Genomic DNA, 22,874 nt, shown 5'->3' with positions numbered 1-22,874 from the left:
GTTAGCGTTATTTACTTTCTTATTCAAAAACACTTTTTTTAAAACTCACCCATGAGTATCACTTGTGCAAAAGAATAAATTAAGCATTTTCAGACAACAACTTTATTTAGGTTTACTCGGTATGCTGTTTTGGATCATGGGTGGAATATTGTCCTATCTGTTTGGCTAGTCCTGCATAATAATACCTTGACCCTTATTCAATTCAAAGGCAACATGAAGCTAATCAGGACATCGAATAAAAAAGCCATGACTTACCATTATCACGATGAAAGTATTGTTAAATCTCTGCCAGAAAATACGGTATTTGTTTTCGGAAGCAACTTGGCTGGACAACATGCCGGAGGAGCAGCCAGAACAGCTTATGAGCATTTTGGGGCGGTCATGGGGGTTGGTCGTGGCTGGGCAGGTCAAAGTTATGCCATTCCGACTATGAATGAGCATTTGCAACAGATGCCTCTCTCACAAATCCAGCACTATATTGATGACTTCAAGATTTACACCAAGAACCATCCTAAAATTAAATATTTTATTACTTCGGTCGGTTGTGGCATTGCTGGTTATAAAGTCGAAGAGATCGCTCCAATGTTCAAAGGCATTTCTCACAATGTCATTTTTCCGCAATCTTTCCGGCCTTTTGTAGAAAAAGCGCTTCCGAAAATTACGTCGCAATTCCTGCATACCATCTTCCGGGATTCAGTGATTTTTACTCCGGCAACAGATGAGCTGATTGATGTTCTGGCACTGACCGACAATGAAAAGAGTCTGGCCAAGATTCTGCTTAACACTCAGATTTATCCGGTCGACAGCAATGGTCGTGATCGTGTATTCGAGATTGAAGATATTCTGCATAACCTGAATGGCAAGATTTTTGATTTCCAGAACAATTCTGAAGGTTCCATGCTGTTTGGTGCCGTAATTCTGGCGCTACTGGAACTTTATAATATTAATGAAAAAGACTTTATTGATGTCTGGAAAGGCGATCGTGAGATTGCCCCGCCAAAACCTGAAAATAAGGCGCGTAAAACAGTTCGCTAAGAAAATCTCAAATTTTACTCATAAAAAAGCCATGAACTTCATGGCTTTTTTATTTTTTAACGTTTGCCCATTGAACGGCGTGTACCACGAGGTGGCATCCAAGTCCGGTCGGCATAACGCTGCGGTTTAGGTCGCAGATCTTCCAGAACTTCATCTGAAGCAGATTGCTCTGCCTGTTTTAATGGAAACGGTAAATTAACCAGTGGCTTTTTCTTGGGAGAATTTTGGGAGCTCATGCGCAATACTCAATAATTTATGCGGCTATTGTACAAAAAAACTCTATCTGCTGTGTACCATCGGTTAGCTAAATTTATTCAAGCTTTTTCTAGTAGGTTTTGAGCACAAAATTTCCTGATTTCTTGTACAAATCGCGTCCAGGATAGAAAGCTTAAATCATTATTTAAAACTTAGATTAATGAGAAAAATGTTACCCACTTATTATTCTATTACTTCGATAAAACTGAAAATTTTATAAAAATTAATATCCTATTTATCTTCACTATTCATAATAATTTTTACATAAATATATATTTTATTAATACAATTTATACAAATTTTGGCATTTTTTACTTTCTGTTAACTTTTCACTACTCGTTCTGTAACTGTGTAAATTGATGAGATTTAACTAAATTGTTCAATAGAAAAACAAATAACTAGCACGGACAAGGAGTCCTCTGAACAATGAAGACAATCATGGTATGCATGGCAGGTCTAGCCACATTACCCCTGCTTGCACATGCAGAATCCCCATATTTCAGCCTACAGGATGGCGATGGCTTTAAGCGATTTTCCGTTTCAGTCGGTGCACTGCATGTCATGCCACAAGGAAAAGCACAACCATTTGCGGTAAATACAGCAGTTCAAGATGGTGAAACGGCTAAAGTTGGTGACATCTCGATCGCTGCAGTCAAAGGCAATCTTGATCCTGCTATGGAGTCGAATCTTTCAACCGGCTTCATTAACCTCATCGATGGCTTAGGCGGAAAAACTTTATCTGGCAATTTAAGTGGCAGTGCAGAGATTTATGGCCTGGAAAGCTGGAATAATGCTGGAACAGGTCTGGAAGCTGATGATGTCACTACACTCGGGATCATGACCAACTATTTCTTTACCGACAATGTCTCACTGGAAATAAAAGCCGGCATTCCTCCCAAAGTCGACTTGCAAGGTAAAGGCAAGATTTATGCACCATTCTCTGCAATGGCAACGCCAAGTATTGATTTAATTCCTCAAATACCGGGTGGCATTGATTTACCGAGTATTGACTTAAAAAATGACATCCCGATTACGGATCTGGAAGCATATGGACCGGCAGCATCTGCACGTGCCTGGACCCCGGCTTTTGAATTTCAGTACCATTTTGGCAAAACAGGTGTCAATAAATTCCGTCCTTATGTCGGGCTTGGACTCATGTATGCCTATTTCAATGAACTGGAAATCAATTCAAGTACTGAACAAGACCTGATTAAAGCCGGTCATATGATTGCCAACATTAAGGAAGGCAAAGCTGGCGCTTCTCTAGATGGGATAGAAAGTAGTGCTAATCCAAAAGTTGATCTGGAAGCGTCTGATGCTTTTGCTCCTGTCGCGACTGTCGGCTTCACTTATGACTTTAATGATACCTGGTTCGCGGTAGGTTCTGTATCTTATGCTCATCTGAAAAATGACACCACGATTACGGTAACAGATGCAAATCTAGGTGAACTGATTCGCTCCAAAGCCGATATTGAAGTCAATCCAATTCTGGCCTATGCCGGATTCGGGATGCGCTTTTAATCAATTAATTCTTTCATTAAAAAACTGAATGCTTCAGAACAACGGCTACGGCCGTTGTTCTGCGTTTAGGCATTTTATATAGCTATAAAAAAAATTTATCGTTTGATTAATTTTTATTTTATCGCCTCTCTAGGTTGAATCGAATACTATACCTATCAACTTTATATGCATGAATGACTTATGGCTGACAGTCAATTTTCCAGAACCCTGATTTTTATGCTGATTGGCGCTGCCATTATTCTGGCTTTATCTTTGGGGATTCGTCATGCATTTGGCCTGTATCTGGTGCCAATGAGTGAAGAATTTGGCTGGGGTCATAATGTCTTTAGTTTAGCCATTGCCATGCAGAACCTGATCTGGGGTGCTGTTCAGCCCATTACTGGTGCCTTCGCTGATAAATATGGCAGCAAGATTGTCGTTGCCATTGGCGGTGCCTTATATGCGCTTGGCCTGTTATTGATGGCTGTCAGTTCGACTGGATTATTATTGAATCTCAGCGTCGGACTGATTTTAGGTCTGGCTTTGTCTGCCACTTCTTTCCCGGTTTTATTGTCTGCGGTTGGACGAGCTGCACCACCTGAAAAACGCAGTCTGGCAATGGGGATTGCTAGTGCAGCAGGCTCCTTCGGCCAGTTTATTATGCTGCCTTCAACATTATTACTTTTACAGAATGTCGGCTGGTCAGCAGCACTTGTCGTTAGCTCAATTTTAATCGCTTTGATTGTACCTTTGGCCTGGATGCTAAAAGCCCCGATGTATGTCGATCCAAATGCAGTCCGTGCACCGAATAAGGTATCACTTAGTTTTAAACAGATTTTAGTGGTAGTCAAAAACCATAAGCCGTTCTGGTTTCTGGCGATGGGCTTTTTTGTCTGTGGCTTTCAGGTGGTCTTTATCGGGATTCACCTGCCGGGTTATCTGATTGATCATGGATTTAATGCTACAACTGGCACCATTTTCCTGGCGCTGGTCGGCCTGTTTAATGTTGTCGGTACCTATACGGCTGGCTGGCTCGGTGGAAAGTATTCCAAACCACGTCTGCTAATGGGCTTATACGGTCTGCGCGGGCTTGCGATTATCGCCTTTCTGATGCTGCCTTTAAGCACCTGGACGGTCTATGCGTTTGGTGTCATCATGGGATTATTATGGCTTTCTACCGTACCACTGACCAACGGTATTGTTGCCAATATGTTTGGCGTGAAATATCTGACCATGCTCAGCGGGATTGTATTCTTTACCCATCAGGTCGGTTCATTCTTTGGCGGCTGGCTCGGCGGTGTAAACCATGACATGAGTGGCAATTATAATGCGGTATGGATGCTGTCGATTGCCTTAAGTATTTTTGGCGTACTGGTGCACTTATGGGTAAATGAGGAGCAAATCGTACATGACTGATTCCACCTTTCTGCTCAAGCTTTCCATTGCGATAGCAATGGTACTTCTCCTCGCTATTTCTCTATTGCTCTGGAGCCAGACTCCAGAACTGTTTGAGTACTTTAATCAGGCTTTTTGCGCACACTGATTGTCAAATATTTGACATTTTTCAGCAGCTTTAGGACTTTGTTTTGCCATTTTAATTAAAAGATATCAAATCAATCATTTAGATATTTTTATTAATTTTTTCATAAGTTTAGCAATTCTTTTGATTTTATTTTTGCTCTGGTTTTTTTTAGATTTTCTGCAACAAGAAAATTCAGAGACTTTCCAATGACAAGCTTGACCCAACTTTCACAAGCCATTCACGATGCACCACGCTGGCATCAGCAAGATCAGTTCCAGAATACTGATGAAATCAAAATTGTCCCGCAGGCAAATCAGGCCCTAGGCGCAGTGGTTTATGGCCTCGATGCCCGCAAAGCCCAATCTGGCGAAACCATCCTGCGTCTGAAGCAGGCTCTGGCTGAACATTTGATCCTGATCTTTAAGAATCAAAGTCTGGATGATCTACAGTATCTGGCATTTGCCACCTATTTCGGTTCGATTTTCCGTCCAGATGCCGACACGCCAGTGCTGGCTTCTAAAACAGATACGGGCACTCCACCTGATGTCGTACCAGTTTCCAATGCAGTCGGTCAAGGGGATTACACCGGTCATGGTGAACTTGCACCGCATGCCGATCACCAGTGGACACCCCTACCATCTTTTGGCTCTTTACTCTATGCCATTGAACTGCCAAAAGACGGTGGCCAGACGTCCTGGATCAATACCATCAAGGCTTATGAAGCCTTAGATGAAAAAACCAAAGCAAAAATCGATCAGTTACAGCTCATTACCTATAATCCATTTGTACGCTTCCAGAGCAATAAAGGTGGTAATGCGTATGCGGGAAATATGCCAAAATATCGCTTTAAAGATCAGCCAATTTTAGGTCATGCCTATCCGCACCCACTGGTACGCACCCATCCTGAATCTGGCCGTAAAGCACTTTGGTTAAATACCCATACTGAAGTTGAATTAGTGAATTATGACGATCAGGCAGGTAGTGAACTGATTGCAAAATTACGTGAGCATATCTTAAAACCTGAATTCGCTTATGAGCACCATTGGGAAGCAGGCGATATCGTGTTCTGGGACAATCAGGTTACTCTACATTCACGCCGTCCTTTCCCTACTGATCAGCGCCGTTTATTAAAACGTATCAGCCTGGCAGGTAGTCGTCCATTTTAATCACCATAAAAATATAATAAAGAGAAAGGTCATTTAAGCCTTCGACAATAACGACTCATCATGTAGATTTTCCGCCATTGAGGAATGACCGCCTCAATGGTTTTATTTTTAAATTTTTAGTCATCCTATTTTGGGAATATCAGGATAGAGGTTTTAAATTAAATTTTTTAAAAATACAGCTTTTAACAAAACCGGCAATCGGATTACTTTTTCTCACTCAAACTGCCTAGTGTATTTTTCCTTTTCTGCTTAGCGTATTAAAAAAACAAGCCATTGCTATAGCTGCAAAAAGGAGAAGAAAATGAACGAGATTCAGTTTTCAGATTGTGTTCGCGCATGTATGACCTGCTCTCTGGCCTGTACTAACTGTGCCAGTGCCTGCCTGAAAGAAGAACATTTAGAAATGATGCGGGAATGTATCCAGCGCTGTCTGGACTGTGCTGATCTGTGTCAGCTCTGCGCCCGCATGCAACAAAAGCAATCTCCATTTATCAAAGAGATTTGCGAGCTATGTGCTAAAGCTTGCGATTATTGTGTAGAAGAATGTGGCCATCATGAGGATGATCATTGCCAGCAATGTGCCGAAGCTTGCCGTCGCTGTGCTGAAGAATGCCGCAAAATGGCAGCTTAATCACTAGACTTACTGACCAGATTGAACTTTTTCAATCTATAAAATAAAAAACCCGCAAATCGAACTTGCGGGTTTTTGATCTAACCTGAATAAATCAAATTAGAATAAACGGTTCATACCATTCAATGTTGCCACACGATAAGCTTCTGCCATCGTTGGATAGTTGAATGTAGTTTCCACAAAATACTTGATCGTATTGTTCGGGCTGTTCATGACTGCCTGACCAATATGGATAATCTCTGATGCATTATTACCAAAGCAATGCACACCCAGAACTTCCAGCGTATCGCGATGGAACAGGATCTTTAATTCACCAACCGTATCACCAGTAATCTGTGCACGCGCCAGATGACGGAAAGAAGCCTGACCCACTTCATACGGGATTTTTTCTTCAGTCAACTGCTGCTCAGTTTTACCGATTGAAGAGATTTCCGGAATGGTATAAATACCAGTCGGAATATCAGTCACCGGTGCAACGTCTTGTTCACCGCTCATGTTGGCACCTGCGCAACGACCTTGGTCATAGGCAGCAGAAGCCAGTGATGGCCAGCCAATCACGTCACCTGCCGCATAGATATTTTCGACTTCAGTCTGATACTGCTCATTTACGGTTAATTGACCACGACTGTTTGGTTTCAGGCCAATATTTTCAAGACCTAAACCGTCAGTATTCCCTGAACGGCCGTTACACCACAGAATCGCATCTGCCTTAATTTTCTTGCCGCTTTGTGTATGCAGAACCACATAATCATCAGAAGTTTCAAGGAAATCGATCTGTTCATTATGACGGATCAATACACCCTGTTCACGTAAGTGATAAGACAATGCATCAGAAATTTCATCATCTAAATAGCTGAGCAGTTTTGGTTGGGTGTTGATCAGGTCAACTTTATGTCCCAATCCAATAAAGATCGATGCATATTCACAGCCAATCACACCTGCGCCATAAATAATGATTTTTTGGATTGAGAAATCCAGATCCAGAATTTTGTCTGAATCAAATACACGTGGATGATTGAAATCAAGAATCTCTGGACGGTATGGACGTGAACCAGTTGCAATCACCAGTTGCTGGAACATAATAGTTTCTTTTATGCCATCTGGTGTAAATACAAAGATCGTATTTGCGTCTTGAATGTAAGCACGACCATGATAGATATCAATCTTGTTACGGTCATAAAAACGTGAGTGAGTATCCACCTGCTGCTGAATCACTTTATGTGCATTGCGCAGTACCTGTTTCATGGTGAATTGTTTCCATTCACCTACTTTTTGAAACATTGGATCACGTTGATAACGGATAATGCTGGATACCGTTTGACGCAATGCCTTACTTGGAATCGTACCTACGTGAGTACAGTTACCACCCAGCTGTTCACGCATATCCACAATTGCAACACGCTTACCCGATTTGGCAAGTTTCATTGCCGCGCCTTCGCCCGCAGGGCCTGAACCTAGAACTACCGCATCGTACTTAACGAAAGTCCCACTAACGACCTCTTTTTTACGTGGCATTCAACGCTCCTTAAAATTAAAAAATTTTGCTTTAATCTACGCTATATTATGACGTAATTGCTGCCAATTTGGTGTATTTAACTTACATATATTGTGTGATAAGAACATTTTTTAAATGAATAATCCTTTTCGCCCTATTTCACCCGAGTTTCGTTATAATTAAAAAAGTGTTAACTTTGATTTATCTCCCTCCTTCAAAACAGTGGAAAAGTTATATATGTCTGAAAACCGTAAACCTGAACAGGGTATCAAACTTCGCGGCGCAGAAAAGGTCGCCCGTATTCCTGTAAAAGTTGTTCCTACGGTTGAAACGCCACGTAAACCGGACTGGATCCGCGTGAAAATGGCCGCTCCCGAGGAAGTTCAGCGTATTAAAACTACACTTCGTCAGCAAAAACTGCATACCGTATGTGAAGAGGCTGCCTGTCCGAACCTGCCTGAATGTTTTGGTGGGGGTACAGCAACCTTTATGATTATGGGTGATATTTGCACGCGTCGCTGTCCGTTCTGTGATGTAGCACATGGTCGTCCAAATGCGCTCGATCCAGATGAACCGCGTCATATGGCAGAAACAATTGCCAACCTGGGTCTGAAGTATGCAGTCATCACTTCAGTAGACCGTGATGACCTATTGGATGGCGGTGCACAGCATTTTGTAGACTGTATTAAAGAAGCTCGTGCTTTGAGTCCAAAGACTTTGCTAGAAATTCTGGTACCTGATTTCCGTGGTCGTATGGACATTGCTCTACGCATCATGACTGAATGTCCACCAGACGTGTTTAACCACAACATTGAAACTGTGCCACGTCTGTATAAAGCCATGCGTCCAGGTTCTGATTATCAGCACTCTTTAAATCTTTTGAAAATGTTTAAAGATTATTGCCCAGAAATTCCAACCAAATGTGGTTTGATGGTCGGTATCGGTGAAACTGAAGAAGAAGTTCTCGCTCTGTTAAATGACCTGAAAGCGCATGACGTAGATTATGTAACCATTGGCCAGTATCTACAGCCATCTAAACAGCATGCACCAATCGACCGTTTTGTAACACCAGAAGAATTCGAACGTTATGCAGAACATGGCCGTAAGCTTGGCTTTAAGAATATCTGGTCAGCACCGATGGTACGTTCAAGTTACTTTGCGGATCGTCAATACTACGGCGAACCGGTTCCAGAAGTACGCCGTAAAGTTGATCCAGCGAAGAAAATCGCTGTACAGGCAATTGAAGCTTAAAATGACTTAGATCAAAGCCCTCTCAAGTAGAGGGCTTTTTTATGCCTAACTAAATTTATATTTGTTCACTTTTTAATTATTTTAACTACCCTCTCTTAAAGATTAAGTTATTACTTATCTTCACATTTCTTTGCGTGTTCTCACTTGAAGACTGTGCATTTTTCAAACAATCTCAAAAACAGATAAAACACTTCAATATATCGTTGAAATATTTAATAACGATCGTTCTCACAACAACAATTGTGAATTTGCCAGTTGCTTAAGCGATGTAAAAAAATTGATCAAGTCTTATGAAGACACCTTAGGGAGATCGGCAGCATCACAATTGTATGACCCTGGAGAAATATAACAATGCTATTTATTTTCGCCGTACTTCTTCTCATTGCCAGTTTATGGGCGATTTTCTTTTTTCAACTCTCCCGTACCACTGGGGCAATTACCCTGATTGTCATGTCAGTGGTTTGTGCCTTTATCAGTCCTTGGTCACTGATTCTGGGTATTCCTTTGATTCTGATCAGTCTGGTCGTCATGATCGAACCTTTACGTATGTCTTTCATTTCTAGGCCAGCCTATAAAGCTTTAGCGGATGCTATGCCGAGCATTAGCCCGACAGAACGTGAGGCCCTTGATTCCGGCACCAGCTGGTGGGAAAAAGAACTCTTTATGGGTGCGCCGAACTGGGAAACCTTTAATAGCTATCCTTATCCAAAACTTTCCATTGAGGAACAGGCATTCTTGGATAACGAAGTCGAAACGCTGTGTAGCATGCTGGATGAATGGGAAATTCATGAGAAGAAAATGCTGCCTGAACATATCTGGCAATATATTAAAGATAATGGCTTCTTGGGACTAATTATTCCCAAAGAATACGGCGGTCGTGCCTTTAGTTCATTTGCTCAAAGCCGGGTGATGAGCAAAATTTCTTCACGCTCTCTCACTGCTGCTGTGAGCTGTATGGTGCCTAACTCACTTGGGCCGGGTGAGTTGTTACTACATTATGGTACCGATGAGCAAAAAGATCGTTATTTACCCGGTCTGGCCAAAGGTGAAGAAATCCCATGTTTTGGTCTGACCAGTCCTGAAGCCGGTTCAGATGCCGGTGCGATTCCAGATACCGGTGTGGTCTGCTATGGACAGTTTGAAGGTCAGGAAGTCTTGGGACTGAGAATGAATTTCTCCAAACGCTGGATTACCTTAGCACCGATTGCTACTGTCGTCGGTCTAGCTTTTAAAATGTATGATCCTGACCATCTACTCGGTGATAAAACGGATTATGGGATTACTTGTGCCTTGCTACCGGCCAATCATGAAGGGGTAAAAGTCGGTCCACGTCATAATCCTGGCTCCCCTTTTATGAATGGTACTGTTGAAGGTAAGGATGTATTTATTCCTTTAGACTGGATCATTGGTGGCGTGAAAAATGCCGGTAAAGGCTGGCGTATGCTGATGGAATGTCTAGCGGTTGGTCGTGGTATCTCCCTACCGGCTTTGTCTACCTCCAGTGCTGAAATGACTTATCTGAATGTCAGTGCGTTCTCGCGAATCCGTCAGCAATTCAAGATTTCAGTGGGTAAATTTGAAGGCGTACAGGAAGCCAATAGTGAAATTGCCAGTGATGCCTATATGCTGGAAGCATTCCGTTATTTAGTGACTTGTGGCTTGAATCAAGGTGGTAAGCCGGCAGTTATGACCGCGATTGCCAAATACTATGCCACAGAGACCATGCGTAAAATCGTCAATCATGGTATGGATGTCGTGGGCGGTCGTGCTATTCAAATGGGGCCTCGTAACTTCCTGGCTCTCAACTATCAGGCCATTCCAGTATCGATTACAGTCGAAGGCGCCAATATTCTGAGCCGTTCATTGATGATCTTTGGTCAAGGCTCAATGCGTTGCCATCCTTATCTATATGAAGAATTACAGCTTCTGCAAGCTGAAGACCCAAAAGCCGCTCTGAATCCATTCGATATTATGTTATTTAAGCATCTGGGTTATACCTTTAACCGGACTGCCCGCTCTTTTGCCTATGCTTTTAGCGGTGGTTCAAGTGCTGCGCCACAAAGTGCAGTTGATTTTACCCGTCCTTATTACAAGATTATTAACCGGCTCAGTGCCAACTTTGCCCTGACTGCAGATATGTGTCTGGGTTTACTTGCCGGTGATATTAAACGCAAGGAAATGCTTTCTGGCCGTCTGGCTGATATTCATGCCCATCTGTTTATTGCGACGGCAATCCTGAAATTCTTTGAACATAGCAAAAAAACTGAAGCTGAACGTCTGCATGCACAATTGGCAATTGAGAAATCTTTATATACGGCTCAGGAAGCGTTTTATGACCTGTTTGCAAATTTCCCGGTGGGTGTTGCTGCTGGCATGGTCAAACTTATCTGTTTCCCATTTGGCCGCCCTGTCGCGAAGCCATCTGACCGACTTAAACAGGAAGTCGCAAATGTCATGATGGAAGATAACGCTTTCCGGAAAGTACTGAAAAAGCATGTTTTCTATAGCACAGCGGAAGATGATGTGAATGGTCGTATGGAATCAACCTTCACCATGTTACTGGAGATTGAGCAACTTTGGGATCGCTTTAAAAAAGCCGAAAACAAAGGTCAATTTAAAGGACTCAGTTTTGCTGATCATGTGGCTGATGCGCATGAACAAGGCTTTATTAATGAAGAAGAAGCCAATAAGTTGCTGGACTATAATGCGTGTCGCTACGACAGCATGTTGACTGATGTCTTCGATCTGCATTTACAGGAAGTATTGGAACTTGAAAATCCTCATATTTCGAAAGCAGATGCAACAGGTACTGATACTTCAGTTCAAAGTGCACCTTCACATTCAACCAGTCCTTAGATAGAACTTTTATCTAAATCGGATCTTGCTTGCCAAAGTGAGGTTATTTCCTGATTTCACTTTGGAATATCACAAGTGGCTATTCAGCCACTTTTTTACGACTATTGCACGATGGTATTTAAGAGATAAAACGTTAAGCTAGACTCATAATAAAATTGAGGGTCAATGATGTCACAACAAGATTATGAAAATGGCTTGAAAGTCCGTACTGAAGTGATGGGTGCAAGCTTTGTAAAGCGCGCTCAGAACAATACAGTTCCTTTTACCCAACCTTTACAGGACTGGATTAATGAACATGCCTGGGGTTCGACCTGGCAACGTGAAGGGATTTTACCACGTAAATACCGTTCTTTAATTACCATTGCTTTTCTTACCGCGCAAAAAAGCCCAACTGAATTGAAAGGCCATGTTCGTGGCGCTTTGAATAATGGTGCAACAGTTGAAGAAATTCAGGAAGTGCTACTGCATAGCCTGCCTTACTGCGGTGCCCCTGCTACTCAGGAAGCCTTCCGTGCAGCGCTTGAAGTGATTCAGGAATATCAGGCAAATCAGCAGAATTAAGATTTACTTAGGCTATTGAGCTGCTTAATGAATAAATAAAGCCGGGAATTAAAATTCCCGGCTTTTTAAATTTTAAACTGATATATCTATAGCTATAACTTCTTTAACACTGTCTTTAATATTGTTTGAAAAGATTATCCTCTTAATTCAATTTGAGTACGTTGCTCCAAGCCTTGCACCGCAGCGGAGAAATCCAGCTGGCTGGCCTGTGGCTTGGAAATCTGCTGAAACTCCTGCTGAACCAAAGACATCACCGTTAAATCCAGTTGCTGTTGTTGTGCCAGCTCCAAAGCAATGCCAATATCTTTCTGCAACAAATCCAGTGCAAAGGTCTTGTGAAACTCACGGTTCAGTACACGCTGCGCCATGATATTTTCCGACATGCTGCTTTTACCGCTAGAATGATTAATACAGTTTAGTGCACTGCTTAAATCAACGCCCTGTCCTTTCAGTACAGTCAGCCCTTCAGCCAGGGCCCACAAGTGAGTCGCCATTAGGGTATTATTCACGGCTTTTACCGCAAAACCAGAACCACTTTCTCCCACATATTCAATCAGACCAGCAAAGGCTTCAATAATCGGTTTGGCTTGTTCAAAGGCTTGTTCATTGCCTCCGACCATCACAGTTAAAGTACCGCGTTCCGCTCCAATGGTTTGGCCAGAAACCGGTGCATCCAGATAAAAACTGCTTTGTTGCTCCAAGAGCTTCGCCAGTTTCTGTGCTGATTCCGGTACACCACTGGTACAGTCAATCCAGATTGCACCTTGTTTGGGTGGATGAGCTGCAATCAATGCTTCTACATCCTGACTGGTCGGTAAACAGGAAAAGATAAAATCTGCCTGAACCGCCTGCTCAATACCAACTGCCTGCGTTACAAAAGTTTCGGCATGCGCTACAGCTTTCTGTTCAGTACGGTTCCAGACCCACACCTGATGTCCGAGTTTTGGCAAATGGGAGGCCATATGCCAGCCCATTGCCCCGAGTCCTAAAAATGCAATTGTATGACTCAAAAAATGCTCCTCATTTTAAACGACTGGCTTAGCCTCAACTTCGGTTACAGTTTCAGCTGGTTCAGATGCTGGTAATTCTTTATCTTCACCACGATTCAGGAATAGATTCAATAGAATTGCGGCTAAGGTTGCGGTACCAATACCACCCAGATCAAAACCACCGATCTGCAAGCTATAGTTCCCTGTACCCATGATCAGACACACGGCACCAATAATCAGCGTACTGTTCTTGGTGAAATCAACACGGTTATCTACCCAAATTTTCGCACCAGCCACCGTAATCAGACCAAATACGACAATCGATGCACCACCCAATAAAGCCACTGGAATGGTACTGATCACTGCGCCAAATTTAGGCGAAAGTCCGAGTAAAATTGCGAAGATACCAGCAAAGACAAATACAGTGGTTGCATAAACTCTGGTGACTGCCATTACACCGATATTTTCGGCATAAGTGGTCATGCCTGTACCACCGACAGAAGCTGACAATGAAGTACACACCCCATCAGCAAAGAAACCACGGCCCATATATGGCGACAGGTTTTTACCAGTCATCGCAGATACAGCTTTAAAGTGCCCCAGATTTTCTGCCACTAAAATAATCGCTACTGGTGCAATCATCAGCATGGCATTCATTTCAAAGACCGGGCTCTGGAAATTCGGCAAACCAAACCATGCTGCTTCACTGACCTTGGTAAAATCAATCGCAGGTCCGAAGCCCATCACGTTGGTGAAAAGAAAGTAAATCAGGTAGGAAGATAATAAGCCCAACAACAATAACAGACGGCGTACCATTCCTCGGGTAAACACAGCAATCACACTGATACAGATAATGGTGATTAATGCCATCCACGAATCAAACTGATTCGCTGAAACACTCTTAATCGCGACGGGTGCCAGATTCAAACCGATGATCATCACGATCACGCCTGTCACTACTGGCGGCATCAGTTTTTCAATCCAGTTGGTGCCAGTTTTCATCACCAGCAGACCAATCAAGGCATAAACAATACCGCAAGCAATCGTACCGCCAAGGGCTAATCCTATATTTGGATTGGCTCCAACCCCTGAATAACCCGTCACTGCTCCGACCGCACCAATAAAGGCAAAGCTTGATCCCAGATAACTAGGCAATCGACCGCCCGTGATCAGGAAAAATAAAATGGTCCCAATCCCAGTAATGAAAATCGTGAGATTGGGATCAAACCCCATTAATAAGGGTGCCAGCACGGTTGCGCCAAACATGGCAAACACATGCTGCAACCCGAGAATAATACTTTTTCCAGCAGGCAGATATTCATCTGTTTGCACGGGTGTGGTATCGAGATTGCCTTGGTAAGGCTTAAATTTTGGAAACCACGTTTCTTTTTCTTGCATCGGCTTCCCCTCCTTGATTAGGATTGAATTGAATTAGCACATTTTGTGTGGCTCACAGTAAGAACGGTTGAAGTACATCAGCGCATTGCCTTGACTCTGGCACATCGCTTTCACCTCACAGAACAGCACGTCATGACTGCCTACGGATAAACATTGGACCACCTCGCAGTCAAAACTGACTAAGGCATCCTCAAGTACAGGTGACTGGGTCACCAAAGTTTTCCAGTTCCCCTGACTGAAACGCTCTGCCATTGGTGTTTTTCCACCAAACAGATTGGAAAGATGTTGTTGATGTGATGCCAGGGTATTCACACACAACACCTGATTCTTTTTAAAGGTTTCATAAACTGAAGCAGAACGGTTCAGACACACCAGCAACGTTGGTGGTGTATCCGTCACGCTACATACGGCTGAGGCAGTAAATCCTGCCTGTCCTGCCTCACCTTGCGTGGTAATGACATTGACTGCAGCCCCGAGATTGGACATGCCTTGACGGAAAATCTGCTGATCAACTTGGGTAAAGATGTCATCTGATGCGTTAGTCGCCAAAACCTTATTTAATGCGTTATTTTCTGCAACTGTTTCTGTGATGATTTTAGATAGTTTGGCATTCATGCTGTTCTCCCGCCCCCAAGTCAATATTCAGTTTCAGACCTGGGGCATCTAGTAATGAGATTGAATCAGGTAGATCGACTTATACATGGGCAATCGAAGCAATTTCGACCAGCGCATCAGGTTTGACTAAACCTGTCTGTACGCAATACCGTGCCGGCTTATCTCCCGGGAAATACTCTGCATAAACTGCATTAATCGCAGCATAATCTGCCCAGTCTTTGACAAAGACATGGTTAAAGGTCACGTCATCCATACTGCCGCCTGCTTCCTCAATCACACGCTTGATAGTTTCCAGAATATGACGGGTCTGTGCTGCGGCATCACCGACATGCACCACATTATTGTTTTCATCAAAGGCCAATGTACCGGATACATACACGATATTGTCTGCCTTGGTTGCCGGTACATACGGTGCTAATGGTTTCGATGTTCCTGCTGGAATAATGATTTCTTTAGGCATACTATTTTTTCCTTAATTCTGTTCTTTAATTCTTTATGCGCTTACAGCTAATTTAGTTTCTTTTAGTGACTCACTTTCTTTTTGAAAGGTCTCTACAAAATTTTTGGTATCTGATACCCAGCCAAAGAAAGTCTTGATGTTATACAGACTGGCTTCATGCGCTTCGACTGGACCGGCCTGATGGCAGGCATCAGCAAGTGCGATACCAAAATATTCTAAGAAGAAGCCATCACGTAGTGTCGACTCCACACACACGTTGGTGGCAATCCCCACAAAGACCAGATTGCGAATTCCTCTTACACGCAACATGCTGTCCAGCGCGGTATTAAAGAAACCGCTATAACGTGGCTTTTCGATCACCAGGTCTTGTGGCAGTGGTTTTAACTCATCAATCAGCTCAAAATCCCAACCACCTTTTGCTAATAATTGCCCCTGTAATTCAGGACGTTTACGCATGGTCTTTAAGGCATTGGATTTATGGAAATTTGGAGAGTCCTTACCACCCGCTTCCTTATATTCTGCATCCCAGCCATTTTTGAAATAAATCACCTGAATACCGGCTGCATGTGCGGCATCAACGGCCTTTTTAATATTTTCAACCACGGGCTTGGTTTTCGAGACATCAAAGCCCGCCAGATCCAGATAGCCACCCTGAGAGGTATAGGCATTTTGCATATCAATCACAATCAAGGCTGTCTGTTCTGGTGCAAGACAAATCGCTTCGGGTTCCGCTTTAAGCGTTTTTCCTGTGCCGAGTTTTTCCGTAAAACCGGCTGTTACGACTGATTCACTCATGCGCTTTTCTCCAAAACTGGGGCTTCATCTTCAATGACAATATGATCACGGCATTTCATTAGCGGCTGGATTTTTTGACCAAAGTCTTCAACCCCTTGAATAAAATCATCAAAAGTTAGTAGTACGCCTTCCGTACCTTTGATCTCACCAATTTCATCCAACATTCGTGCCACATTTTCATAAGAACCCACCAGCGTACCCATATTGATATTCACTGGAGATACGCTAGAAGCCATTTGACGGATATTGGTGTCTGCACCGGAAGTGGTATCTTTACCGCCTTGATTCATCAGCCAGTTAATCGCTTCCATATCAGCACCATCGTTATAGTGCTGCCATTTGGCTTGCGCTTCTTCATCAGTTTCTGCAGCAATCACCATAAACAGCACATAAGTCTGTACATCACGGCCAGTCACATCTGTTTTTTCTTTGAGGCGGTCATTAATTTCTGCATAAGCTGTTGGAGTATTCAGGCCTTTACCAAACACGAAGTTATAGTCAGCATATTGTGCAGAAAACTCTAAACCTGCATCAGATTGACCTGCACAGATAATCTTCATGTCGGCTTGTGGACGTGGGCTAACACGGCAATCTTCCATCTGGAAATGTTCGCCTTTAAAGTCTGATTTACCAGTCGCCCAAAGTTCACGCAGAATTTGTACATATTCAGACAGATATTCATAGCGTTTGCCAAAATAGTCATTACCTGGCCACATACCCATTTGGGTATATTCAGGTGGCTGCCAGCCAGTTACGACATTCAGACCAAAACGGCCATTTGAAATCGAATCAATGGTTGATGCCATGCGCGCGACAATTGCAGGTGGCATCACCAGAGTTGCGGCAGTTGCGAAAATTTTAATTTTGCTGGTGACAGCCGCAAGACCTGCCATCAGGGTAAACGTTTCCAGGTTATGTTCCCAAAATTCAGTCTTGCCACCAAAGCCACGCAGCTTGATCATAGAAAGTGCGAAATCGAAACCATAGTGCTCAGCACGCTGTACGATTTGTTTGTTTAACTCAAAAGTCGGCATGTACTGCGGTGCATTTTCAGAGAGTAACCAGCCATTATTTCCGATTGGACAGAAGACACCTATTTTCATTTTCACACCTCATTATTTTTAACACTTATTCAAATTTCTGATTCCACTTCAGGAATTTTATTTACAAGATAAACATTGCAAAGCGTGTGCCAACTATATTTAATTAATATATATCAAATACTTAATATTTTATTTTTTGAATTTTTAGTAAAATAACCATTTTTACCTATGAGTCAATTTTGCACATACTGTTTCATTGAAGTGCACTCGTAGCAATTTGTGCATTTGCAGTTCACGCATCAATTCGAAGTAAAAACCATGCTGATGCTACAAAAATAATTGATTAGAAAAAATAAAAAACCAGACACGAGGTCTGGCTTTAAAAAAATCTTCAAACTAAGGGGAAATCAAGAAGGAAAGGATCAGCTGATTGACCTGATCCGTTTCGGTCACGGTAGATGCATGTGCACCTGTATCAAGCAAACTGAGGTGGCTATGAGGCAGGCATTGTTGTAATTGCTGTGACCGTTGATAAGGCACCAGAAAATCATCCTGATTGGCAATCAGATGGATTGGAACATCTTTTAATACTTGCTGATGCTCTTCGTTTAGTTTAAAAGCCTGCACGGCTTGTAGACGCGCCAGAACATTTTGGATCGGTGGAAAGTCTAATAACTGCTTATTTTCTGCTTCGGTTAACTGATCAATATGGGTTGAGATCCACTGCGGCGGATAAAGAAATAAAGCCTGTGCTCTCACATATGCCTCTGCTCCGCTATTCACCAATAACGAAGTCCGTGCCTCGAAACATTTCTGCGTATGGGCATCAAGCTCTCCCCAGGCATTTAACATGGTCAGACTGAGCAGCTTAAACTTTCTTTCAGCTTGATAGGTCGCCAGTTGCATGCCGATATGTCCGCCCAACGCATGCCCGATAAAATGAAACTCTCGAATGCCATCATTGATCAATAAATCCAGAATCTGGCAGGCCATATGGTCAATCGAATAAGGTGTGGGCAAGAGTTCAGAATCTGAATGACAGCCTTCCTGATCATAAGTGACTACATGAAAATGCTGCTGTAAAACTCTAATTTGAGGATTCCAGAAACTGGCATGTCCGCCCAAGCCGGAGGAAAGCACTACATAAGGCGCATGTGCCTGTGCTGCAGAGTGAATAAACAAAGACATAAAACTCTCACATTTGAACTATGAGATGAATACAGCAAGATATATGCCTGAATAAGCCTATTTTTGAACAGTTGATAAAGTTATAGCCAGTACACATTGAACCTGTAATAGAACTCCTCTACCTCAAAGCGTACGTTATAGCCCAGGTCAGTCAACTCTGCCGATAGACCGCGAATCTCTTCCAAGGGTAAATGTTTTGGAAATACCGTTAGCACAGCGGTATTGCCTAGTCGGGCATTGTCTTCAATCAGTTGAGCCAAACGTGGCTTGTACATTTCAATATTTAAATTAGCCACGTCCGATAAAATTTTGGCCTGATCTGCAGTCATAAAACTCATTGTTCTTTACTCTTTTTGATTTTTATTCAATGAAGTTAAATGATTTAATTCACATAAAATATTTTTGTTTTGTATCTAAAGTAAATCAATCGTGCATAAAAAAATCCCTCACATGGAGGGATTTTTCTTAAGAAAAAAATTACTGGCCTGGTAAAGGAATATATTGTGAAGAACTACTTTGCGTTTTACGTTCACTAATCACCACATCCAGTGTCATGGTTTTTCCAGCGCGCTCTACTTCGATCTGAACGGTACTGTTTGGTGCCTGTAAAGCCACAAAATTAATCAGATGTGAGGCAGAAGTAATCACTTCATTATTCACCTTAATGATTTTATCACCACGCTGGATGCCAGCTTTTGCTGCAGGTCCATTTTCCAGCACTTCAGCGACCACTACACCTGATTCTTTAGGTTGCAATACATCATTACGTTCTGTCGGCAACAGACTGATACCCAGCCAGCCACGAACGACACGGCCATCTTTCAGGATTGCATTCATCACTTGCTGACAGATTTTAGCTGGAATCGCGAAACCAATCCCCAGCGAGCCACCTGTTTGCGAGAAAATTGCTGTATTGACCCCGATCAGGTTACCAGCCACATCAATCAATGCACCACCCGAGTTGCCCGGGTTAATTGCAGCATCTGTCTGAATAAAATCTTCATAGGTATTGATGCCCAGATCAGAACGGCCCGTTGCAGAAATAATCCCCTGAGTCACGGTTTGACCGACACCGAACGGGTTACCAATAGCCAGAACAACATCACCGACTTCATTACCACTCAGCTTGAATGGCAAAACTGGTAATTGTTCAAGTTCGATCTTGATTACAGCCAAATCCGTATCCGGGTCTGTACCCACGACCTTGGCTTCGGCACGACGTCCATCATGCAAGGCCACCACAATCTGGTCTGCCTGTGCAATCACGTGGTTATTGGTCAGGATATAACCATCAGGACGTACAATTACACCTGAACCCAAACTGTTTTCATTTGGACTTTGACCAAACTGGTCTGGCAACTGATCACCGAAAAATTCACGGAAGACTGGATCTGTCAGTAAAGGATGCGCCTGCTGTTTTACTTTTTGTGTGGTAAAGATATTCACCACCGCAGGTGCTGCGACTTTCACGGCGGCACTATAGGAGACAACCCCTCCAGAACGCGAAGTATCAATCAACGGTTCTACTTTTTCAGCAGGCATTTTTACGCCATCCGGCGCAATCGGTGATTTAGGTTTCTGCAGCTGCTGCCACCCCAAAAAACCGATAATGACTAAAATCAGTAACACCCAAGGTAACCATGTAAAGGTGCGGCGCACTTTGCTATCCTCTAAAATATTTTAATTCGTTGATGACTAAGTAATTTGTATCCTATTGTAATGCCAAATACATAACTAAACACAAAAAAATCCACAGAGATTTGTGCTGCTTTAGTTACAATTGGACATATAAATAAGAATTGGCAAGTTTATAAACTGACAGGAATTTTATGGCGAATTTAAACGATATTATCCGCTGGTGCGATCAGACTTTGGCATCTTCCGAATTTAAGGACTATGCACCGAATGGCTTACAGATCGAAGGCCGAGCTGAAGTCAATAAAATTTTATGTGCCGTTACTGCCTCCCAAACTGCGATCGAAGCTGCGATTGAACAAGGTGCTGATTTGTTACTGGTACATCATGGTTATTTCTGGAAAGGTGAAGCCTATCCGATTACCGGGATGCGTGGTAAACGCATTAAAAGCCTGATCCAACATGATATTTCGCTTGTCGGTTATCACTTACCTTTAGACAGCCACCCAACGCTGGGAAATAATATTGCGATTGCAGACCTGCTGGAACTGGAAAACCTGGAACAGCTTGATCCGAATGAGCGCCGTCCAATTGGGAATATTGGTTATTTAAAACAGGCCATGAAGCCAGAAGGATTCAAAGCCTATGTTTCAGAAAGACTCGGTTATGATGCGCTACATTTACCTGCCGAAAAAAGCCTGATTCAAAAAGTTGGTTTCTGTACCGGTGGTGCACAGGATTATATTCATAAAGCGGCGGCACAAGACTGTGATGCTTATATTTCTGGCGAAGTCAGTGAGCGTACTTTTTATGATGCTCAGGAACTGGATGTGCATTATTATGCCTGCGGCCACCACGCCACTGAAAAATATGGTGTACAACGTCTGGCTAAAGCTATTTCAGAACAATTTAATATTAAGTATAGTTATTTCGAATTAAACAATCCGATTTAATTTCGATTGGCAAGTAGATGAGTGGCTTTATCTTTAAATTTTCAGGCTTTATTCTGTATTGTTATTTATACACAGTGCCCATTTTTGCCTAAGAATCTATTACAATAACGCCACTTATTGTCAAAACCCAGCAAAATGCAAGGAATTGAAAACATGACAACCATTACTTTACCACCATTACCATACGACTACGACGCTCTTGCTCCACACATCAGCAAAGAAACTTTAGAATACCACCACGACAAACACCACAACACTTATGTGGTTAACCTGAACAACCTGATCGCTGGTACTGAGCTTGAAGGCAAAACTCTAGAAGAAATCATCAAAGCAACTGCTGGTGATTCATCTAAAGCAGGTGTATTTAACAACGCTGCGCAAGTATGGAACCACACATTCTACTGGAACTGCTTGACTAAAAACGGTGGCGGTAAAGCAACTGGCGCTTTGGCTGCAAAAATTGACGAAGCTTTCGGTTCTTACGAAAAATTCGCTGAAGAGTTCGCAACTGCTGCTGCAACTCAGTTCGGTTCAGGTTGGGCTTGGTTAGTTGCTGATGAAGTAAACGGTAACCTGTCTATCCTTAAAACTTCAAATGCTGACACTCCGATGGCGCACGGCAAAATCGCTGTGTTGACAATCGACGTTTGGGAACACGCTTACTACATCGATTACCGTAACGCTCGTCCTAAATACATCTCTACTTTCCTAGAAAGCCTGGTGAACTGGGACTACGCAAACGCGAAATATGCAGGTCAACCTGCTGGTGTTGAGAAATAATTTTTTATTTCCAGCTTAAAAAATCACCCTTTATGGGTGATTTTTTTATTTTTAGGCCTGAGGTGCATATTAAAAAAGCAAATGATTCATTTCTTTACAGGAATTGATTGACGGTCTTTGTTTTCCTGCCTAAAATGCGCATCAGATTCTCCAATAGCTCAGTCGGTAGAGCGACGGACTGTTAATCCGCAGGTCCCTGGTTCGAGCCCAGGTTGGAGAGCCAATCTATTCTCCCATAGCTCAGTCGGTAGAGCGACGGACTGTTAATCCGCAGGTCCCTGGTTCGAGCCCAGGTGGGAGAGCCAAGATTCTGAAAAACCCACTCATTGCGAAGTGGGTTTTTTTATGTCTGCATTTTGGATTAAATATTTATATGAGTCCTGTTTGTAGTTTTAGCGACTCGCAACCATGGCAGCGAATAATCACGCAACCCCTCTACCTTTAATCTAGGTTTACATAAACATAACATTTTGAACTACAATCATTTTTGATTATTTTTAAAACACTTGATTCAGTTTTTTTAGCTTTTTTATAAAAGTGCCTTGACCCCTTTTTAAATCTCTCTATAATCGCTTGCAGATTCTCCAATAGCTCAGTCGGTAGAGCGACGGACTGTTAATCCGCAGGTCCCTGGTTCGAGCCCAGGTTGGAGAGCCAATCTATTCTCCCATAGCTCAGTCGGTAGAGCGACGGACTGTTAATCCGCAGGTCCCTGGTTCGAGCCCAGGTGGGAGAGCCAAGATTCC

21 protein-coding genes, 4 tRNA genes and 1 pseudogene are annotated in these 22,874 nt (G+C 42.8%); 15 read left to right on the top strand and 11 right to left on the bottom strand.

Translation table 11 applies throughout. The annotated features are described in order from the left end of the window. Nucleotides 1-246: 246 nt before the first annotated feature. Entirely contained in the window at nucleotides 247-1,035 is a 789-nt protein-coding gene (locus FTV34_RS07235) for a hypothetical protein (protein ID WP_034580895.1), read from the top strand. Between the two features lie 56 nt (nucleotides 1,036-1,091). Here FTV34_RS07235 and FTV34_RS07230 read toward each other — a convergent pair whose 3' ends face one another. Next, complete coding sequence (locus FTV34_RS07230) at nucleotides 1,092-1,271, bottom strand: hypothetical protein (protein ID WP_004782731.1); 180 nt, start codon at nucleotides 1,269-1,271, stop codon at nucleotides 1,092-1,094. A 445-nt stretch (nucleotides 1,272-1,716) separates the two neighbouring features. Between FTV34_RS07230 and FTV34_RS07225 the strand changes: the two genes are divergently transcribed. From FTV34_RS07225 to FTV34_RS07210, 5 genes are all read left to right on the top strand, one after another. Next, nucleotides 1,717-2,811 (top strand): OmpW family protein, encoded by a 1,095-nt coding sequence (locus FTV34_RS07225; protein WP_034702885.1) that lies wholly within the window; start codon nucleotides 1,717-1,719, stop codon nucleotides 2,809-2,811. A gap of 180 nt (nucleotides 2,812-2,991) precedes the next feature. Continuing rightward, a complete protein-coding gene (locus FTV34_RS07220) occupies nucleotides 2,992-4,206 on the top strand; it encodes an MFS transporter (RefSeq protein WP_180069628.1) in 1,215 nt (404 codons plus the stop codon). Next, on the top strand, nucleotides 4,199-4,333 hold the full coding sequence (locus FTV34_RS17915) for a hypothetical protein (protein WP_257218399.1): 135 nt from the start codon (nucleotides 4,199-4,201) through the stop codon (nucleotides 4,331-4,333). The genes FTV34_RS07220 and FTV34_RS17915 overlap by 8 nt, the downstream gene beginning before the upstream one ends. A gap of 185 nt (nucleotides 4,334-4,518) precedes the next feature. Beyond that, nucleotides 4,519-5,478 (top strand): TauD/TfdA family dioxygenase, encoded by a 960-nt coding sequence (locus tag FTV34_RS07215; RefSeq protein WP_180069625.1) that lies wholly within the window; start codon nucleotides 4,519-4,521, stop codon nucleotides 5,476-5,478. A 301-nt stretch (nucleotides 5,479-5,779) separates the two neighbouring features. Further along, the gene (locus tag FTV34_RS07210; protein ID WP_004782738.1) at nucleotides 5,780-6,109 is read left to right on the top strand and encodes a four-helix bundle copper-binding protein; all 330 of its coding nucleotides are present in this window, start codon (nucleotides 5,780-5,782) and stop codon (nucleotides 6,107-6,109) included. Nucleotides 6,110-6,208: 99 nt separating this feature from the next. Here the strand turns inward: FTV34_RS07210 and sthA are convergent, their stop codons facing one another. After that, on the bottom strand, nucleotides 6,209-7,624 hold the full coding sequence (gene sthA / locus FTV34_RS07205) for a Si-specific NAD(P)(+) transhydrogenase (RefSeq protein ID WP_004782740.1): 1,416 nt from the start codon (nucleotides 7,622-7,624) through the stop codon (nucleotides 6,209-6,211). A gap of 217 nt (nucleotides 7,625-7,841) precedes the next feature. Here sthA and lipA point away from each other — a divergent pair, with 217 nt between their 5' ends. The 3 genes from lipA to FTV34_RS07190 all read left to right on the top strand — a co-directional run bounded on the left by lipA (nucleotide 7,842) and on the right by FTV34_RS07190 (nucleotide 12,272). After that, the gene (lipA, locus tag FTV34_RS07200; protein WP_180015118.1) at nucleotides 7,842-8,855 is read left to right on the top strand and encodes a lipoyl synthase; all 1,014 of its coding nucleotides are present in this window, start codon (nucleotides 7,842-7,844) and stop codon (nucleotides 8,853-8,855) included. Between the two features lie 351 nt (nucleotides 8,856-9,206). Beyond that, the gene (locus FTV34_RS07195; protein ID WP_180069622.1) at nucleotides 9,207-11,711 is read left to right on the top strand and encodes an acyl-CoA dehydrogenase; all 2,505 of its coding nucleotides are present in this window, start codon (nucleotides 9,207-9,209) and stop codon (nucleotides 11,709-11,711) included. A 168-nt stretch (nucleotides 11,712-11,879) separates the two neighbouring features. Next, a complete protein-coding gene (locus FTV34_RS07190; RefSeq protein ID WP_180069619.1) occupies nucleotides 11,880-12,272 on the top strand; it encodes a carboxymuconolactone decarboxylase family protein in 393 nt (130 codons plus the stop codon). A gap of 134 nt (nucleotides 12,273-12,406) precedes the next feature. On the opposite strand, the gene FTV34_RS07185 is transcribed toward FTV34_RS07190, so the two are convergent. From FTV34_RS07185 to FTV34_RS07145, 9 genes and pseudogenes are all read right to left on the bottom strand, one after another. Further along, complete coding sequence (locus tag FTV34_RS07185) at nucleotides 12,407-13,282, bottom strand: NAD(P)-dependent oxidoreductase (protein ID WP_180069616.1); 876 nt, start codon at nucleotides 13,280-13,282, stop codon at nucleotides 12,407-12,409. Nucleotides 13,283-13,297: 15 nt separating this feature from the next. After that, a complete protein-coding gene (gene rutG, locus FTV34_RS07180; RefSeq protein ID WP_180069613.1) occupies nucleotides 13,298-14,659 on the bottom strand; it encodes a pyrimidine utilization transport protein G in 1,362 nt (453 codons plus the stop codon). Nucleotides 14,660-14,692: 33 nt separating this feature from the next. After that, nucleotides 14,693-15,175 (bottom strand): annotated as a pseudogene (gene rutF, locus FTV34_RS07175) (NADH-dependent FMN reductase RutF); the annotation flags it as partial. Nucleotides 15,176-15,353: 178 nt separating this feature from the next. Then, complete coding sequence (rutC, locus tag FTV34_RS07170) at nucleotides 15,354-15,734, bottom strand: pyrimidine utilization protein C (protein ID WP_004646493.1); 381 nt, start codon at nucleotides 15,732-15,734, stop codon at nucleotides 15,354-15,356. A 33-nt stretch (nucleotides 15,735-15,767) separates the two neighbouring features. Beyond that, nucleotides 15,768-16,529, bottom strand: coding sequence for a pyrimidine utilization protein B (gene rutB, locus FTV34_RS07165; protein ID WP_004646492.1), 762 nt, complete (start codon nucleotides 16,527-16,529; stop codon nucleotides 15,768-15,770). Further along, the gene (rutA, locus tag FTV34_RS07160; protein WP_004646490.1) at nucleotides 16,526-17,632 is read right to left on the bottom strand and encodes a pyrimidine utilization protein A; all 1,107 of its coding nucleotides are present in this window, start codon (nucleotides 17,630-17,632) and stop codon (nucleotides 16,526-16,528) included. Before rutA ends, rutB begins: the two co-directional genes overlap by 4 nt. A 336-nt stretch (nucleotides 17,633-17,968) precedes the next feature. Then, complete coding sequence (gene rutD, locus FTV34_RS07155; protein ID WP_180069610.1) at nucleotides 17,969-18,760, bottom strand: pyrimidine utilization protein D; 792 nt, start codon at nucleotides 18,758-18,760, stop codon at nucleotides 17,969-17,971. 80 nt (nucleotides 18,761-18,840) lie between these two features. Continuing rightward, nucleotides 18,841-19,098: a hypothetical protein gene (locus FTV34_RS07150; protein ID WP_180069607.1), complete on the bottom strand. Its 258-nt coding sequence runs from the start codon at nucleotides 19,096-19,098 to the stop codon at nucleotides 18,841-18,843. Nucleotides 19,099-19,237: 139 nt separating this feature from the next. Then, a complete protein-coding gene (locus FTV34_RS07145; protein ID WP_004782756.1) occupies nucleotides 19,238-20,419 on the bottom strand; it encodes a S1C family serine protease in 1,182 nt (393 codons plus the stop codon). Between the two features lie 170 nt (nucleotides 20,420-20,589). Here FTV34_RS07145 and FTV34_RS07140 point away from each other — a divergent pair, with 170 nt between their 5' ends. From FTV34_RS07140 to FTV34_RS07115, 6 genes are all read left to right on the top strand, one after another. Beyond that, entirely contained in the window at nucleotides 20,590-21,348 is a 759-nt protein-coding gene (locus tag FTV34_RS07140; protein WP_180069605.1) for a Nif3-like dinuclear metal center hexameric protein, read from the top strand. Nucleotides 21,349-21,501: 153 nt separating this feature from the next. Further along, on the top strand, nucleotides 21,502-22,128 hold the full coding sequence (locus FTV34_RS07135) for a superoxide dismutase (RefSeq protein ID WP_004782758.1): 627 nt from the start codon (nucleotides 21,502-21,504) through the stop codon (nucleotides 22,126-22,128). 147 nt (nucleotides 22,129-22,275) lie between these two features. Then, nucleotides 22,276-22,351: transfer RNA gene (locus tag FTV34_RS07130), tRNA-Asn, on the top strand. A 6-nt stretch (nucleotides 22,352-22,357) separates the two neighbouring features. Then, nucleotides 22,358-22,433, top strand: a tRNA-Asn gene (locus FTV34_RS07125). Between the two features lie 276 nt (nucleotides 22,434-22,709). After that, a tRNA-Asn gene (locus FTV34_RS07120) sits at nucleotides 22,710-22,785 on the top strand. A 6-nt stretch (nucleotides 22,786-22,791) separates the two neighbouring features. Beyond that, nucleotides 22,792-22,867 (top strand) — tRNA-Asn (locus FTV34_RS07115). Nucleotides 22,868-22,874 lie beyond the last annotated feature (7 nt).

The sequence above is a fragment of the Acinetobacter sp. YH16038 genome (genome assembly GCF_013417275.1).
In the GTDB taxonomy this organism is placed as follows: domain Bacteria; phylum Pseudomonadota; class Gammaproteobacteria; order Pseudomonadales; family Moraxellaceae; genus Acinetobacter.
This window is presented reverse-complemented; position numbering and strand designations above follow the sequence as displayed.

Bases quoted from the DNA above. Each gene is read 5' to 3' on its own strand.
- FTV34_RS07195 (WP_180069622.1), top strand. From the start codon at position 9,207: ATGCTATTTATTTTCGCCGTACTTCTTCTCATTGCCAGTTTATGGGCG.
- FTV34_RS07150 (WP_180069607.1), bottom strand. From the start codon at position 19,098: ATGAGTTTTATGACTGCAGATCAGGCCAAAATTTTATCGGACGTGGCT.
- FTV34_RS17915 (WP_257218399.1), top strand. From the start codon at position 4,199: ATGACTGATTCCACCTTTCTGCTCAAGCTTTCCATTGCGATAGCAATG.
- FTV34_RS07140 (WP_180069605.1), top strand. From the start codon at position 20,590: ATGGCGAATTTAAACGATATTATCCGCTGGTGCGATCAGACTTTGGCA.
- FTV34_RS07190 (WP_180069619.1), top strand. From the start codon at position 11,880: ATGTCACAACAAGATTATGAAAATGGCTTGAAAGTCCGTACTGAAGTG.
- rutG (WP_180069613.1), bottom strand. From the start codon at position 14,659: ATGCAAGAAAAAGAAACGTGGTTTCCAAAATTTAAGCCTTACCAAGGC.
- rutD (WP_180069610.1), bottom strand. From the start codon at position 18,760: ATGTCTTTGTTTATTCACTCTGCAGCACAGGCACATGCGCCTTATGTA.
- FTV34_RS07210 (WP_004782738.1), top strand. From the start codon at position 5,780: ATGAACGAGATTCAGTTTTCAGATTGTGTTCGCGCATGTATGACCTGC.
- FTV34_RS07135 (WP_004782758.1), top strand. From the start codon at position 21,502: ATGACAACCATTACTTTACCACCATTACCATACGACTACGACGCTCTT.
- FTV34_RS07215 (WP_180069625.1), top strand. From the start codon at position 4,519: ATGACAAGCTTGACCCAACTTTCACAAGCCATTCACGATGCACCACGC.
- FTV34_RS07230 (WP_004782731.1), bottom strand. From the start codon at position 1,271: ATGAGCTCCCAAAATTCTCCCAAGAAAAAGCCACTGGTTAATTTACCG.
- rutA (WP_004646490.1), bottom strand. From the start codon at position 17,632: ATGAAAATAGGTGTCTTCTGTCCAATCGGAAATAATGGCTGGTTACTC.
- FTV34_RS07225 (WP_034702885.1), top strand. From the start codon at position 1,717: ATGAAGACAATCATGGTATGCATGGCAGGTCTAGCCACATTACCCCTG.
- rutB (WP_004646492.1), bottom strand. From the start codon at position 16,529: ATGAGTGAATCAGTCGTAACAGCCGGTTTTACGGAAAAACTCGGCACA.
- FTV34_RS07235 (WP_034580895.1), top strand. From the start codon at position 247: ATGACTTACCATTATCACGATGAAAGTATTGTTAAATCTCTGCCAGAA.
- FTV34_RS07220 (WP_180069628.1), top strand. From the start codon at position 2,992: ATGGCTGACAGTCAATTTTCCAGAACCCTGATTTTTATGCTGATTGGC.
- rutC (WP_004646493.1), bottom strand. From the start codon at position 15,734: ATGCCTAAAGAAATCATTATTCCAGCAGGAACATCGAAACCATTAGCA.
- lipA (WP_180015118.1), top strand. From the start codon at position 7,842: ATGTCTGAAAACCGTAAACCTGAACAGGGTATCAAACTTCGCGGCGCA.
- sthA (WP_004782740.1), bottom strand. From the start codon at position 7,624: ATGCCACGTAAAAAAGAGGTCGTTAGTGGGACTTTCGTTAAGTACGAT.